The sequence below is a fragment of the Streptomyces sp. NPDC093065 genome, from assembly GCF_044754585.1.
Taxonomy (GTDB): domain Bacteria; phylum Actinomycetota; class Actinomycetes; order Streptomycetales; family Streptomycetaceae; genus Streptomyces.
In genome coordinates this window covers 1-14,211 of sequence record NZ_JBIVPJ010000028.1, presented here as the reverse complement: position 1 = coordinate 14,211, position 14,211 = coordinate 1, and the positions used below count along the sequence as shown (strand labels likewise).

General features: G+C 72.7%; 13 protein-coding genes. 7 read left to right on the top strand and 6 right to left on the bottom strand.

Annotation, left to right across the window (positions count from 1 at the left end; genetic code table 11):
* Nucleotides 1–25 precede the first annotated feature (25 nt).
* The 3 genes from ACIQFU_RS33880 to ACIQFU_RS33870 are packed head-to-tail and all read left to right on the top strand — an operon-like array spanning nt 26 to nt 3,515.
* Nucleotides 26–1,060, top strand: coding sequence for an NTP transferase domain-containing protein (locus ACIQFU_RS33880; RefSeq protein WP_402556781.1), 1,035 nt, complete (start codon nt 26–28; stop codon nt 1,058–1,060).
* The gene (locus ACIQFU_RS33875) at nt 1,057–2,421 is read left to right on the top strand and encodes a molybdopterin molybdotransferase MoeA (RefSeq protein ID WP_402556779.1); all 1,365 of its coding nucleotides are present in this window, start codon (nt 1,057–1,059) and stop codon (nt 2,419–2,421) included. Before ACIQFU_RS33880 ends, ACIQFU_RS33875 begins: the two co-directional genes overlap by 4 nt.
* A complete protein-coding gene (locus ACIQFU_RS33870) occupies nt 2,418–3,515 on the top strand; it encodes a potassium channel family protein (RefSeq protein WP_402556777.1) in 1,098 nt (365 codons plus the stop codon). The genes ACIQFU_RS33875 and ACIQFU_RS33870 overlap by 4 nt, the downstream gene beginning before the upstream one ends.
* An 82-nt stretch (nt 3,516–3,597) precedes the next feature.
* On the opposite strand, the gene ACIQFU_RS33865 is transcribed toward ACIQFU_RS33870, so the two are convergent.
* Together ACIQFU_RS33865 and ACIQFU_RS33860 are read right to left on the bottom strand one after the other, a co-directional pair.
* The gene (locus tag ACIQFU_RS33865) at nt 3,598–4,446 is read right to left on the bottom strand and encodes an ABC transporter permease (RefSeq protein WP_402556775.1); all 849 of its coding nucleotides are present in this window, start codon (nt 4,444–4,446) and stop codon (nt 3,598–3,600) included.
* A complete protein-coding gene (locus ACIQFU_RS33860) occupies nt 4,443–5,471 on the bottom strand; it encodes an ATP-binding cassette domain-containing protein (RefSeq protein WP_402556773.1) in 1,029 nt (342 codons plus the stop codon). The genes ACIQFU_RS33865 and ACIQFU_RS33860 overlap by 4 nt, the downstream gene beginning before the upstream one ends.
* Nucleotides 5,472–5,612: 141 nt before the next feature.
* On the opposite strand from ACIQFU_RS33860, the gene ACIQFU_RS33855 reads away from it, so the two are divergent.
* Nucleotides 5,613–6,593 carry an NAD(P)H-quinone oxidoreductase gene (locus ACIQFU_RS33855; protein WP_402556772.1) on the top strand — a complete coding sequence of 327 codons (981 nt, stop codon included), beginning with the start codon at nt 5,613–5,615 and terminating at the stop codon, nt 6,591–6,593.
* A 65-nt stretch (nt 6,594–6,658) separates the two neighbouring features.
* Here ACIQFU_RS33855 and ACIQFU_RS33850 read toward each other — a convergent pair whose 3' ends face one another.
* Nucleotides 6,659–7,405, bottom strand: a complete 747-nt coding sequence (locus ACIQFU_RS33850) for a hypothetical protein (protein ID WP_402556771.1) — start codon at nt 7,403–7,405, stop codon at nt 6,659–6,661.
* Nucleotides 7,406–7,586: 181 nt separating this feature from the next.
* Between ACIQFU_RS33850 and ACIQFU_RS33845 the strand changes: the two genes are divergently transcribed.
* Nucleotides 7,587–8,126, top strand: a complete 540-nt coding sequence (locus ACIQFU_RS33845; protein ID WP_003975113.1) for a bacterial proteasome activator family protein — start codon at nt 7,587–7,589, stop codon at nt 8,124–8,126.
* Between the two features lie 89 nt (nt 8,127–8,215).
* Here ACIQFU_RS33845 and ACIQFU_RS33840 read toward each other — a convergent pair whose 3' ends face one another.
* Nucleotides 8,216–9,877: a protein kinase gene (locus ACIQFU_RS33840; protein ID WP_402556770.1), complete on the bottom strand. Its 1,662-nt coding sequence runs from the start codon at nt 9,875–9,877 to the stop codon at nt 8,216–8,218.
* A 346-nt stretch (nt 9,878–10,223) separates the two neighbouring features.
* Here ACIQFU_RS33840 and ACIQFU_RS33835 point away from each other — a divergent pair, with 346 nt between their 5' ends.
* Nucleotides 10,224–11,864, top strand: a complete 1,641-nt coding sequence (locus ACIQFU_RS33835; RefSeq protein WP_402556768.1) for a protein kinase — start codon at nt 10,224–10,226, stop codon at nt 11,862–11,864.
* A 72-nt stretch (nt 11,865–11,936) separates the two neighbouring features.
* On the opposite strand, the gene ACIQFU_RS33830 is transcribed toward ACIQFU_RS33835, so the two are convergent.
* Together ACIQFU_RS33830 and ACIQFU_RS33825 are read right to left on the bottom strand one after the other, a co-directional pair.
* Complete coding sequence (locus tag ACIQFU_RS33830; RefSeq protein WP_402556766.1) at nt 11,937–12,344, bottom strand: pyridoxamine 5'-phosphate oxidase family protein; 408 nt, start codon at nt 12,342–12,344, stop codon at nt 11,937–11,939.
* 108 nt (nt 12,345–12,452) lie between these two features.
* Nucleotides 12,453–13,109: a response regulator gene (locus ACIQFU_RS33825; protein ID WP_402556764.1), complete on the bottom strand. Its 657-nt coding sequence runs from the start codon at nt 13,107–13,109 to the stop codon at nt 12,453–12,455.
* Nucleotides 13,110–13,432: 323 nt separating this feature from the next.
* Here ACIQFU_RS33825 and ACIQFU_RS33820 point away from each other — a divergent pair.
* A partial coding sequence (locus ACIQFU_RS33820; RefSeq protein ID WP_402556762.1) for a thiamine pyrophosphate-dependent enzyme occupies nt 13,433–14,211 on the top strand: 779 nt, incomplete at its 3' end.

Here is a 14,211-nt window from a genome sequence, read left to right as displayed (position 1 = left end):
TCGTGCCGGGGCCCATACTCGGGGGGTGACCGCGTACGAGCCCGTCGGCGACCCAGGCTCCGGCCGCGACCCCGCGCCGGGTACCGATCCCGCGCCCGGCCGGGATCCCGCGCCGGGTTCCGGCCCCGCCCGGTACGACGCCGTCGTGCTCGCCGGCGGGGCCGCCCGGCGACTCGGGGGCGCGGACAAGCCCGGCCTGCGGGTGGGCGGCCGCGCCCTTCTCGACCGGGTGCTCGCCGCCTGCGCCGGAGCCCGGACCACCGTCGTCGTCGCCGACGTCCGGCCCACCGCGCGCCCCGTGACCTGGGCGCGCGAGGATCCGCCCGGCGGTGGGCCGCTCGCCGCCCTCGCCGCCGGGCTGCGGCACACCACCGCGGAGCACGTCGTCGTCGTCTCCGCCGACCTGCCGTTCCTGGCCGGACCGACCGTGGGGCGGCTGCTGTCCGCCCTCGCAGCGGGCGACGCCGACGGGGTCCTGCTCACCGACGCCGACGGCCGCGACCAGCCTCTCGTCGCCGCCTACCGCGCCTCCGCGCTGCGCCGCGAACTGGCCGCTCTCGCGGGGGACCGCGCCGACCGGAGCGCACCGGCGGACGGGGCACATCTGATCGGGCTGCCGCTGCGCCGCCTGACCGGCGCTCTGCGCCTCACCCGCCTCCCGGACGCCGTCGCCTCCTTCGACTGCGACACCTGGGACGACATCGCCACCGCTAGGGCACGCATCAGGGAGCATGGTCACGTGTTGGATGAATGGATTTCCGCAGCCAAGGACGAGTTGGGCATCGACCTGGACGTCGACATCAAGGTCCTGCTCGATCTCGCACGCGACGCCGCACACGGGGTGGCCAGGCCGGCCGCCCCGCTGACCACCTTCCTCGTCGGTTACGCGGCCGGGCGGGCCCAGGGAGGCCCCGAGGCCGTCGCCGAGACCGCCCGCAAGGCCGCGGCCCTGGCCGTGCGCTGGGCGGAGGAGACCGCCGACGCCGCGCCCGCCCCCGCGCAGGGGGAGCCCGACGTGGCCCCGGACGCCACCCCCGACACCCGCCCGGACACGCGATGACCTCCCCCGGCACGCGGGCCGACGCGGACACCGAGGACCTCGACGTCGAGGAGGCGCTCGCCCTCGTGAGGGAGAAGCCCGGCCCCGCCGCCCACCGCGGCCACGACGGTCACGGCGCGCCCACCGCGCACGACCCGGCGGGCTCCCACCACCGCGCGACCCCGTGGTCCGAGGCCCGGACGACCGCCGAGCGTGCCGCCCGCGCCGCCGCCCGCGCCGTGCGCCGCACCCCGGTCTCCGTGCCCCTCGACGCGGCCCTCGGCCTCACCCTGGCCGCTCCCCTGGCCGCCCTAACCGACCTGCCGTCCTTCGACACCTCCGCGATGGACGGCTGGGCCGTCGCGGGGCCGGGCCCCTGGGCGGTGCGCGACGAGGGCGTCCTGGCCGGACACGCGGAACCGGGGCGCCTCACCGACGGCGAGGCCGTCCGTATCGCCACCGGCGCACGGATCCCCCCGGACACCACCGCCGTACTGCGCACCGAGCACGGCCGCACCGACGAACGCGGCCGTCTGCACCCCACCCGCGAGGTCGTCCACGGCCAGGACATCCGCCCGCGCGGCCAGGAGTGCCGCAGCGGTGACCAGCTACTGCCCGTCGGCACCCTCGCGACCCCGGCGGTCCTCGGGCTGGCGGCGGCCGCCGGATACGACACGCTCACCGCGGTCCCCCGCCCCCGTGTCGACGTCCTCGTCCTCGGCGACGAACTGCTCACCGAGGGCCTCCCGCACGACGGCCTCATCCGGGACGCGCTCGGCCCGATGCTGCCGCCGTGGCTGCGCGCGCTGGGCGCCGAGGTCGTCGCCGTCCGCCGGATCGGCGACGACGCCAAGGCCCTGCACCGCGCCGTCACGAACTCCGAGGCCGACCTGATCGTCACGACCGGCGGCACCGCCGCGGGCCCGGTCGACCACGTCCACCCGACCCTGCGCCGGATCGGCGCCGAACTCCTCGTGGACGGAGTCAAGGCACGCCCCGGCCACCCCATGCTGCTGGCCCGCCTCAAGGACGACCAGCACCTCGTCGGCCTGCCCGGCAACCCCCTCGCCGCCGTCTCCGGGCTGCTCACCCTCGCCGAGCCGCTGTTGCGCACCCTCGCCGCCCGTCCGGCGCCCGAGCCGTACACGCTGCCGCTGCGGGACGCGGTGCACGGGCACCCGTACGACACCCGGCTCGTGCCGGTCGTGCTGCGTGGCGAGGGCGCCGTGCCGCTGCACTACAACGGTCCGGCGATGCTGCGCGGTGTCGCGGCCGCCGACGCGCTGGCGGTGGTGGCCCCGGGCGGAGCGCGGCCGGGGCAGGAGGCCGAGCTGCTCGACCTGCCCTGGGCGAGCGGCGGAATCGGGGTGTGTTTCACGTGAAACTTCCGGGCCAGGACGCGATCGCCCGCCAGGCGGACGAGCACCTGGTGACCCACAAGGTGAAACTCCCCAGGAAACTGGTGGAGCACCCGTTCCGCCAGGTCGCCAAGCGGCTGTCCGTCGCCCTGGTGGTCCTCGTGGTGACGGCCTTCGTCGTGTACGTCGACCACGACGGCTACACCGACAACTCCGACGGTTCCGTCGACCTCCTCGACTCCTTCTACTACGCCACCGTCACCCTCTCCACCACCGGATACGGCGACATCACACCCGTCAGCGACTCCGCCCGGCTGACCAACATCTTCGTCATCACGCCCCTGCGCGTGCTGTTCCTGATCATCCTGGTCGGTACCACGCTGGAAGCCCTCACCGAGCGCACTCGGGAGGAGTGGCGCCTGAACCGCTGGAGGTCCGCCTTGCGCGATCACACCGTCGTCGTCGGCTTCGGAACCAAGGGCCGGTCGGCGATCCAGACCGTCTGCGCGACCGGGCTGCGCAAGGACCAGGTGGTCGTGGTCGACCCCAGCGGAAAGGCCATCGAGGCCGCGACGGCCCACGGCTACGCCGGCGTGATCGGTGACGCGACCCGCAGCGACGTGCTCAACCGGGCCGAGGTGTACCGGGCGAAGCAGATCATCATCGCCACCCAGCGCGACGACACGGCCGTGCTGGTCACGCTGACGGCCCGGCAGCTCAACCGTGGCGCGAAGATCGTGGTCGCGGTCCGCGAGGAGGAGAACGCGCCGTTGCTGAAGCAGTCCGGCGCCGATGCCGTCATCACCAGCGCCAGTGCCGCCGGGCGGCTGCTCGGGCTCTCCGTGCTCAGCCCCGCCGCGGGCATGGTCATGGAGGACCTCATCAGCCAGGGCAGCGGCCTCGACCTCATCGAACGGCCCGTCATAAAGGCCGAGGTGGGCAGGAACCCGCGGGAGATGGACGATCTCGTGGTCAGCGTGCTGCGCGGGCACCGGGTCCTGGGCTACGACGACCCGGCCGTCGGCGGCCTGGAGCTGACGGACCGCCTGATCACGATCGTACGGGCGACCCCGGCCACCCACGTGGCACCCGACGCCCGCCCGCTGCCCCGCGACTGAGCCGCTGCCCCGCGACTGAGCCGCTGCCGTGCGACCGAGCCGCTTGCCGCGACCCGGTCGCGGGCCCGCTCCCCGCCTCTCGCTACTTGCGGTTGTAGAGCCGCATCGTGACCGGGCCGAAGACCAGCAGGAGCAGACCCGCCCAGCCCAGCGTCCAGGCGATCTCGACACCGGGCCAGCCGCCCGCCATCAGGCCGCGCACCGCGGACGCCAGGTGGGTGATCGGGCTGTTGTTGACGAAGGCCTGCAGCCAGCCCGGCATGGTCTTCGGGTCGACGAAGACGTTGGACAGGAAGGTGAGCGGGAAGATCACCATCATGCTCACGCTCATCACCGACTTCTCGGTGCGCAGCATCAGCCCGAACATGGTCCAGATCCACGAGAAGGCGAACGAGAAGAGCAGCAGCAGCGCGATCCCGGCGACCACGCCGACGAACCCGCCGTCGGGCCGGTAGCCGAGCAGCAGCCCGACGGAGAGCATGACGACGGACGCGATGGTGTAGCGCAGGGCGTCGCCGAGGAGGTAGCCGACCATCGCCGAGGGCCGCCAGATCGGCAGCGAGCGGATGCGGTCGAAGACGCCCTTCTCGATGTCGATGTTCACCGAGACCCCGGTGTACATCGTGATCATCACGACCGACATCACGAGGATGCCCGGCAGTACGAACTGGATGTAGTCACCGGGCGAACCCGCCAGCGCACCGCCGAAGAGGTACGTGAACATCAGGAGGTTCATGATCGGGAACGCGGTGACGTCGAAGAGCTGCTCGGGCACGTGCTTGATCTTGAGGACCGCGCGCCAGCCGAACGTCAGGGACGTGGACAGGGCGCTCGGGCGCGGCGGCCGCTCCCCGGTGACCAGCAGGGCCGCCAGCGACTCGGTGCTGACCGGCGAGAGGTCCTTGTCCTCGGTGCTCGTGGCCGTGCTCATGCCGCCACCTCGTCCTTCGCGTCGGTGCCGGGGCCGGCGTCGTGCCCGGCGCTCTGGCCGGTGTCGTGCCCGGTCAGCGCGAGGAAGACCTCGTCGAGGCTGGGCTGTCCCAGGGAGAAGCTGTCGACGGTGATGCCGGTCCGGGCCAGCTCACCGAGTGCCTTGGCGGCCTGGTCGGCGGCGGTGTCACTGGTGGCCACCCCGAGGCGCGCGGTCAGCGCCACCTGGTCGGGCTCCGGCTGCACCTCGGCGACCAGCAGGTTCCGCAGGACCCGCTCGGCCTCGGGCCGCTCCTCGGCGTCCCGCAGCCGCAGATGGACGGAGCCGGCGCCGACGGAGGCCTTCAGCTCGCCCTTGGTGCCCTCGGCGATCACCCGGCCCTTGTCGATCACGGCGATCCGGGACGCCAGCTGATCGGCCTCGTCCAGGTACTGCGTGGTCAGCAGCACGGTGGTGCCCTGGGCGACGACCGCGCGCACGATGTCCCACACCTGGTTGCGGCTGCGCGGGTCGAGTCCGGTGGTCGGCTCGTCGAGGAAGAGCAGGTCCGGGGTGTTGAGGATGGACGCGGCGATGTCGATGCGCCGCCGCATGCCGCCGGAGTAGTGCTTGACCTGCTTCTCCGCGGCGTCCGTCAGCCCGAAGGCGGCCAGCAGTTGCCCGCCCCGTTCGCGGGCCTCGGCCTTGCCGTGTCCGAGGAGCCGGCCCAGCAGGACCAGGTTCTCGGCACCGGTGAGGTCCTCGTCCACGGACGCGTACTGCCCGGTGAGACTCACCCGGCCGCGGACCTCGTCCGCCTCGCGCACGACGTCGTGGCCGAAGACGCGGGCTTGGCCGTCGTCGGGGCGCAGCAGGGTGGCGAGCATCTTCACCGTGGTGGTCTTGCCGGCGCCGTTCGGACCGAGGACGCCGTAGACCGTGCCGGCGGGCACCGCGAGGTCCACCCCGTCCACGGCCCGGGTCTCACCGAACGTCTTCACCAGTCCCGCGGTCTCGATGGCGAGTCCGGACGTGTGCGTGCTCATGCTGTGGGTCCTTCCGCGAGCTGGAGTACGCGTTCTTGGGCTACGCATGGGGAGACCTTTACCGTCGCGCAAACTCATCGGCGACGCACGGGGGTTTTCCGGCGGAGGGCCACGACGGGGCACAGGAGTAGCGTCGCCCTCATGCATGCGATCACGATTTCCGAACCCGGAGGCCCCGAGGCGCTGGTGTGGGCCGAGGTCCCCGACCCGCAGCCCGGCGAGGGCGAGGTCCTGGTCGAGGTGACGGCCAGCGCCGTCAACCGCGCCGACATCATGCAGCGCCAGGGCTTCTACGACCCCCCGCCCGGCGCTTCCGTCCACCCCGGCCTGGAGTGCTCCGGGCGGGTCGCCGCGCTGGGCCCGGGGGTGTCCGGCTGGGCCGTCGGCGACGAGGTGTGCGCGCTGCTCGCGGGCGGCGGCTACGCCGAGAAGGTCGTCGTCCCGGCCGGCCAGCTGCTGCCGGTGCCGCAGGGCGTCGGTCTGAAGGAGGCGGCGGCGCTGCCCGAGGTGGTCTGCACGGTCTGGTCGAACGTCTTCATGGTCTCCCACCTGCGCCCCGGCGAGACGCTGCTCGTGCACGGCGGCTCCAGCGGCATCGGCACCATGGCGATCCAGCTGGCCAAGGCCGTCGGCGCGAAGGTCGCGGTGACGGCGGGGACGAAGGGGAAGCTGGAGCGCTGCGCCGAGCTGGGCGCGGACGTTCTGATCAACTACCGGGAGCAGGATTTCGTCGCCGAGGTGAAGGAAGCGACGGACGGCGCGGGCGCCGACGTCGTCCTCGACAACATGGGCGCGAAGTATCTCGACCGCAACGTGCAGGCCCTCGCCGTGAACGGCCGGCTCTCGATCATCGGCATGCAGGGCGGCCGGAAGGGCGAGCTGAACATCGGCATGCTCCTCGCCAAGCGCGCCGCCGTCAGCGCGACCTCGCTGCGGGCCCGGCCCCTGGAGGAGAAGGCGGCCATCGTGGCGGCCGTACGGGAGCACGTCTGGCCGCTGTTCGCCGGGGGGCATGTCCGCCCGGTCGTCGACCGCGAGCTGCCGATGAGCGAGGCCGCGGAGGGACATCGGGTGGTGGAGGAGAGCGGGCACATCGGGAAGGTGCTGCTGGTCACCGCGTAGACGAGGGGCTGCCGGTCACCTGTGGTGGGTGCGTGGACGGATCGCGGGCGGTGCACCGGCGGGGCCTACGCCCGGCGCAGGCGCAGCCCCACGAGGCCCAGGGCCAGGCCGAGTCCGATGAGGACCAGCCCGCTGCCCAGCGGGAGTACCCGCAGTACGGGCTCGGCGGTCCCCTGGGTCGGTGTGCCGGTCTGCGAGCCGGACCGGGACGGGGAGACCGAGGGCGCCCGGGCGGAGTCGGCCGGTCCGGGCGGGGCGGCGGTGGCGGCGGTGGCCGGTTCCTCGGGGACACCGTCGGCGGTGCCGCCCTCCTGGCGCCGGCCGACGTTCTCGTCCGTGCCGTCGTGGTCCTGCTCACGCTCCTCGGCGTGACCGGGCCGCTGCTTTCCCTTGCCGGGCGGGTTCCCGGCCCGGGAGGGCTCGGGATCGGCCGGGGCGTGGGACGCCGACGGAACGGGGGAAGCGGGGGAGGGCTCGGCGGAACCGCGCCCCGCACCGTCCGGGGGCGCGGACTCCGTGGCGGGCCTGGAGGCGGGCCCGGCGTCCGGGCGTTCCGGGCGGTCGGAACCGGCGGGGCGCCGGGGGCGTTCGTGACCGCCCCGCCCGTCATGGGTGGCCGGGCCGTCCGGGACGGCCGCGTCCGGCGCCGCGTCGTGCCCCGGCGCGGAGGACGCCGGGGACGGGGCCCTCACCGCCGTCTGCCCCGGGCCGGCGGCTTGGGCCGGCTCCGCCCCGTACGGCGACACCAGGGCGCCGACCCCCAGGGCCCCCACCAGCCCTGTCGTCCGCAGTGTGCGCAGCCATGGAGTCACGTCCGTGACCCCCTCCCGGTGATACCAGTCGTGGAAAGCGTCGTAGCAGTCGTGGAAATCGACGGAACAAGCCTCACACCGGTCGGCGATCCCGGCATTCCGGGCACCGCCGAACGCGTGCGGGGCGGTTTCCCCGGGGGCAGCACCCGTTCGCGGCCCACGGGTGGGAGACAATGGCGGCATGGAAATGCCGAGGAACGACAGGTCGCCGGAGAACCCCCAGATCCTGGTCGTCGGCCAGGACGGAATGGCGCTCAGTGGCGGCGGGGACGACGACTCCCGCGAGATTCCGGTGACCGAGCAGGTGGAGCAGCCTGCCAAGGTCATGCGGATCGGCAGCATGATCAAGCAGCTGCTCGAAGAGGTGCGGGTCGCGCCCCTGGACGAGGCGAGCCGGGTCCGGCTCAAGGAGATCCACGCCAGTTCGGTGAAGGAGCTGGAGGACGGTCTGGCTCCGGAGCTGGTGGAGGAGCTGGAGCGGCTCTCCCTGCCCTTCACGGACGACGGCACCCCGACCGACGCCGAACTGCGGATCGCCCAGGCACAGCTGGTCGGCTGGCTGGAGGGCCTCTTCCACGGCATCCAGACCACGCTGTTCGCCCAGCAGATGGCCGCGCGGGCCCAGCTCGAGCAGATGCGCCGCGCGCTGCCGCCGGGCGCGGTCCCGGAGGGCGAGGAGCCCCCGCACCCGGGCGGCCGCTCCGGCGGTCCCTACCTGTAAACCCTTGTAGACCCTGAAGACCGCGAGGGGCCCGGCAGCACTCGCTGCCGGGCCCCTCGTCGTCAGCCGGCCGTCACACCGTCACCGGCTCACTCGCCGGCCGGGTTGCCCGTCGAGACCTTGAGCTGGATCTTCGGCATCTTGTCCGGGTCGACGTCCGTGCCGGCGACGGGGAACTGGTCCCGGACCGATCCCTGGCCGTACGTGTTCTCGTCGACGTTGACGACCTGCATCTGCCAGCCCGCGGCGTTGAAGCACTCCTTGACCGAGCCGATGTACTTGAACGTGAAGTCCGGCACCTTGATCTTGTCCGGGTCGTTGTACGACTCCTCCGGCTCGGTGCACTTGTCCGACTCGATCGTCTTCGTCTTGTCCGGCCCGCGGTAGCCCTCAGCCTTCGACGGCGACGCGGACACGCTCGCGGAGCCGCCACCGCCGGCCTCCGGGTCGTCGTCCCCGCCGCCGTTGATCAGCAGCGCGGCGATCAGTCCGCCGACGGCCACGAGGGCGACCACGACCGAGCCGATGATCACCGGCTTGTTGCTCTTCCCCCCGCCCGCGGGACCGGAGCCCGAGGCCGGCGGCGTCATGTTGTACGGCGGCGGCGTGGACGCGCCCTGCTGCTGTCCGTACGGCGAGGGGACGGGCGTCTGGTAGCCGCCCTGCTGCGGATAGCCGTACGCCGGCGGGTGGCCGGCCGGGGCAGGGGTGCCGTACGGGTTCGGGCCGGGGGCCGGCGTCGGCTGGTACGGCGTCTGGACGGGACCGGTGGGCGCCGGGGTGCCCTGGTCGACCGGCGGGAAGACCGCGGAGCCGACGCCCGCGCCGCTCGCCGTCTGGGCGCCGGGCACGATGCTCGGCGGGGCGGCCTGGAAGGAGGCCGCCACGCGCAGGCACTCGTCGCGCATCGCCTCGGCGCTGGGGAAGCGCTCGTTGGGGTTCTTCTTCAGCGCGCGGGCCACCAGCGCGTCCACCGCCGGCGGCAGGGCGCGGTTGACGGTGGAGGGGGCCACCGGCTCCTCCTGCACGTGCGCGTACGCGATCGCCAACGGTGAGTCGGCGTCGAATGGCAGGCGCCCGGTGACCAGTTGGAACAGCATGATGCCGACCGAGTAGAGGTCGGAGCGGGCGTCGACGCCGCGGCCGAGGGCCTGCTCCGGCGAGAGGTACTGCGGGGTGCCGACGACCATGCCGGTCTGCGTCATCGAGGTCACGCCGGACTGCATGGCGCGCGCGATGCCGAAGTCCATGACCTTGACCACGCCGCGCTTGGTCATCATCACGTTGCCCGGCTTGATGTCCCGGTGGACCAGGCCCATCTCGTGGCTGATCTCCAGCGCGGCCAGCACGTCCGCCGTGATCTTCAGTGCCTTGTCGGCGGGCATGGCGCCCTGCTGCCGCACGTCCTCGTCGAGCACGGAGCCCAGCGGCCGGCCCTCGACGTACTCCATGACGATGTACGGAGTGGTCAGGCCGCTCAGCTCGTCCTCGCCGGTGTCGAAGACCGAGACGATGTTGGTGTGCGTGAGCTTGGCCACGGCCTGGGCCTCGCGGCGGAAGCGCTCGCGGAAGGCCTGCTCGCGACCCAGCTCGGTGTGCAGCGTCTTGATCGCGACCTGGCGGTCGAGAACCGAGTCGTACGCCAGGTGCACCGAGGCCATGCCGCCCTCGCCGAGCAAGTCGCGCAGCTGGTAACGGCCGCCGGCGAGCGCCCGCCCCGCATACCGTCCCTGTCCGGCGTCCTGGCTCATGTCTCTGCGTCCCCCATAGGCGGCGGGCGCCGGTGGCAGCGGCACGCGCGCTCGCGATCGAAAGTGCTATTCCCGGCCAAGTCTGCCCCAGGGCACTGACACGTCAAGCGCGGTGCCCGTTCCGTGACCGTACGCGAAAGAAGCGTCGCGGAAGCGTTACAGCCGGCCTACCGCCGGTACACGGAATTTGCACGAGAGTACGGAACCAGGGTTTCATGACCGGTCCGTCTCATGTCCGGTCCCGGCGCCCATCTCGGACCGGAGGCCCCCGCGAAGGCTGTAGCGTGGCCGACGGAGACCGTAACAACACCGCGCGTACCGCGGGCAGAAACGACGGCGAGGACTGATGGCACAGCAGCAGCGCGCCCAGGGCCCGTCCGAACCCGAGGCATCTGGCGGCGGTATGTCTGACGCGCCGGAGAACTGGGGCAACGGCGGCCTGGTCGGCGACGGCCGGTACCGGCTGACCCGCAGGCTCGGGCGGGGCGGCATGGCCGAGGTGTTCGCCGCCGAGGACGTCCGCCTGGGACGCACCGTGGCGGTCAAGCTGCTGCGCGCGGATCTCGCCGAGGACCCGGTCTCCAAGGCCCGCTTCACGCGCGAGGCACAGTCGGTCGCCGGTCTCAACCACCATGCCATCGTGGCCGTGTACGACTCGGGCGAGGACGTCGTCGGCGGCCAGTCCGTGCCGTACATCGTGATGGAGATCGTCGAGGGGCGCACCATCCGCGACCTCCTCCTCAACGCCGAGGCGCCCGGCCCCGAGCAGGCGCTGATCATCGTCTCCGGTGTCCTGGAGGCGCTCGCCTACTCCCACCAGCACGGCATCGTGCACCGTGACATCAAGCCCGCCAACGTCATCATCACCAACGCCGGCGCGGTGAAGGTGATGGACTTCGGCATCGCGCGCGCCCTGCACGGCGCCCAGTCGACGATGACGCAGACCGGCATGGTCATGGGCACCCCGCAGTACCTCTCCCCCGAGCAGGCGCTCGGCAAGGCCGTCGACCACCGCTCCGACCTGTACGCGACGGGCTGCCTCCTCTACGAACTCCTCGCGCTGCGCCCGCCGTTCACCGGCGAGACCCCGCTGTCGGTGGTCTACCAGCACGTGCAGGACATCCCGACGCCCCCGTCCGAGGTCTCCGACGCCACCCCGCCGGAGCTGGACGGCCTGGTGATGCGCTCGCTGGCCAAGGAGCCCGACGACCGTTTCCAGACCGCCGAGGAGATGCGCGGCCTGGTCCAGTACGGCCTGCAGATGCTGTACGAGCAGGGCGGTCACACCGGCACCTGGAACACCGGCCCGGTCGCCGCGCACGACGGCCGGCACACCCCCTCGGCCGGCCTCGCGGGCACGACGGTGCTGCCGCACCCCGATCACCACGGGGCGTCGGGCACGCAGCAGATCCCCCAGCCGATCCTGCCGAACGGCTACGGCGGGGGCGACGACGGCGGCTTCGAGGGCAGCGGCAACAAGGGCAGCGGCCGCGGCAAGCTGTGGATACTGGCCGTCCTCGCGGTGATCGCCATCGCGGCCGGCGTCGCGCTGGCCCTGAACAACGGCGACGGCGGCAAGGGCGGCACCGAGACGGACAAGAGCCCGTCGGCGACCACCTCCCAGAGCACCGGCGAGAAGTCGCCCAGCTCGTCGCCCAGCGACGAGCAGACCGAGGAGAACACGGACCCGGGCACGGAGCAGGGCTCGGGCGGCGGCGGCAACGGCGGTGGCGACTGGAACCGGCCGTACACGCCGTCGTACACGCCGTCGCAGCCCGAGACGGGCGATCCGACCGGTGGCGGTGAGCCGACGGGCGGCGGTGAGCCGACCGGTGGCGGTGAGCCGACGGGCGGTGGCGATCCGACCGGTGAGCCGACCGGTGGTACCGATCCGAGCGGGGGCGAGACCCCGCCGGGCGGTGGCGGCGACACCGAGGGTGGCGGCGCGACCGGCAACCCGGGTGGTTCCGAGGGTGGCGACAGCTGACCCCGTACTCATCTGAGTGCTCCCCGCGCGCGTGCGGCCCGGAAACGGGCTCCACGCGCGCGTTGCGTTTGCCTAGGCGGGTCCCGCCGCCCCGTCCGAGAAGTGGACCGTGCCGAACTGCGGGTCGACGCGCAGGTAGGCGGGCTCGAACGGTTCGCCGTCCACCCGGCTCGGTGCGGGACCGAACCGTTCCAGCTCGGCGGCGTTCGGCTCGTGGGCCTCGCACCGGCCCACGACCTGCACGGTCCAATGGCGCTCGCCGGGCCGCGCGGAGGTCAGGTTGTCCGCTCCGTACGCGACCACACTCCCGGCGCACACCTGGTGGTACCCCCAGCTCCTGGGCATCCGCAGGAGGACCCGGCCGTCGGCCACGATGTGGCGCGCGAGGGCGAGGAAGGGCAGGGCGCGCATGGTGGTGGCCGCCCGGCCGTAGGCGGTACGGCCGAGCAGGCCGACGGCGAGCTGTTCGTCGGAGGGCATGGCATCACTGTGCGGGAGCGGCGGGCACCGGAACAGAGTCGCCCGCCCCGGCAGGCAGGGACGTAAGTCCCGAATAAGTCCGCGGCCGACCCGCGCGCCCGGGGCCCGTCAGCGGTTCTCGGCCTCCAGCCGGGCCACGAATGCGGCCGCCTGCGAGCGCCGCTGCATGCCGAGCTTGCCCAGCAGGCTCGACACGTAGTTCTTGATCGTCTTCTCCGCAAGGTGGAGCCGTTCGCCGATGGCGCGGTTGGTCAGGCCCTCGCCGATCAGGTCCAGGATGCGGCGCTCCTGGTCGGTGAGGCGGGCCAGCCGGTCGTCGGTCTTCGCCCCGCCGTCGCGCAGCCGCTCCAGCACGCGCGCGGTGGCCGCCGGATCGAGCAGCGACTTCCCGGCCGCCACCTCCCGTACGGCGCCGAGCAGCTCGGCGCCGCGGATGTCCTTGAGGACGTAGCCCGAGGCGCCTGCCATGATCGCGTCGAAGAGGGCCTCGTCGTCGGCGAAGGAGGTCAGCATCAGACAGCGGATGGACTCGTCCCGGGAACGGATGTCGCGGCAGACCTCCACGCCGCTGCCGTCCGGCAGCCGCACGTCCAGCACCGCGACGTCCGGGCGGGTGGCCGCGACCCGGGCCTGCGCCTCGGCGGCCGTGCCGGCCTCGCCCACCACCTCGATGTCGGCCTCGCCGGCGAGCAGATTGTGCACCCCGCGCCGGACCACCTCGTGGTCGTCGAGGAGGAATACCCGGATTTTTCCGTCTTCGCGCACGCGGTCAGTGTCACACACCGACTCTTCCCGTGCCCGGGGTGGCCGGGATAACGTGCCGTTGTTCCGGCCCCCTGCAAGGCTGTGACCAGTAAAACTTCCGCCCTACGTCGATTTACTTGGAAATCCGAGTAAAAACGCAGGTCAGGAGGGGTTTCACAGAAATGTGGAGCACTGGGTAACGTGCTGTTCGCAGGGCGCTCGCCGGGGCACCTGTCACGCCTGTTCCCGATCGGGCCGCACCCACCCTTGTGCGTCCGCCGGGCCGCAGGTGAGCCGCACTGGCTTCCGGCGAACCCGGGGGCCGGACCGACGGAGGAGCACACGTGACCGAGAGCACTGCCGCGCGCAAGCCGCGACGCAGCGCCGGAAGCAAGGCGGCCGGCACCACCGGCACCAAGGCGGCCGGGACCACCGGCACCAAGGCCGGCACCGGCAAGCGCACCACTCGCACCACCAGCACCACCCGTGCCGCTGCACCGAAGGGCTCCGAGACGGAGCTGGTGCAGTTGCTGACGCCCGAGGGCGAGCGCGTCGAGACCGCCAAGGACTCGGCCTACGCCGAGTACGCCTCGTACGTCGCCGACATCACCCCCGACGAGCTGCGCGGCCTGTACCGCGACATGGTGCTCACCCGGCGCTTCGACGCCGAGGCCACCGCGCTGCAGCGTCAGGGCGAGCTGGGCCTCTGGGCCTCCCTGCTCGGTCAGGAGGCCGCCCAGATCGGCTCCGGCCGCGCCACCCGCGAGGACGACTACGTCTTCCCGACCTACCGCGAGCACGGCGTCGCCTGGTGCCGCGGGGTGGACCCGACCAACCTGCTCGGCATGTTCCGCGGGGTGAACAACGGCGGCTGGGACCCCAACAGCAACAACTTCCACCTGTACACCATCGTCATCGGCTCGCAGGCGCTGCACGCCACGGGGTACGCGATGGGTGTGGCCAAGGACGGGGCCGACTCGGGCGTGATCGCGTACTTCGGCGACGGTGCCTCCAGCCAGGGCGACGTCAGCGAGGCGTTCAACTTCGCGGCCGTCTACAACGCCCCGGTGGTGTTCTTCTGCCAGAACAACCAGTGGGCGATCTCCGAGTCCAACGAGAAGCA

Excerpts from the sequence above, each read along its gene's own strand:
- ACIQFU_RS33875 (WP_402556779.1), top strand. The coding sequence starts at position 1,057 with ATGACCTCCCCCGGCACGCGGGCCGACGCGGACACCGAGGACCTCGAC.
- ACIQFU_RS33865 (WP_402556775.1), bottom strand. The coding sequence starts at position 4,446 with ATGAGCACGGCCACGAGCACCGAGGACAAGGACCTCTCGCCGGTCAGC.
- ACIQFU_RS33860 (WP_402556773.1), bottom strand. The coding sequence starts at position 5,471 with ATGAGCACGCACACGTCCGGACTCGCCATCGAGACCGCGGGACTGGTG.
- ACIQFU_RS33855 (WP_402556772.1), top strand. The coding sequence starts at position 5,613 with ATGCATGCGATCACGATTTCCGAACCCGGAGGCCCCGAGGCGCTGGTG.
- ACIQFU_RS33845 (WP_003975113.1), top strand. The coding sequence starts at position 7,587 with ATGGAAATGCCGAGGAACGACAGGTCGCCGGAGAACCCCCAGATCCTG.
- ACIQFU_RS33840 (WP_402556770.1), bottom strand. The coding sequence starts at position 9,877 with ATGAGCCAGGACGCCGGACAGGGACGGTATGCGGGGCGGGCGCTCGCC.
- ACIQFU_RS33835 (WP_402556768.1), top strand. The coding sequence starts at position 10,224 with ATGGCACAGCAGCAGCGCGCCCAGGGCCCGTCCGAACCCGAGGCATCT.
- ACIQFU_RS33830 (WP_402556766.1), bottom strand. The coding sequence starts at position 12,344 with ATGCCCTCCGACGAACAGCTCGCCGTCGGCCTGCTCGGCCGTACCGCC.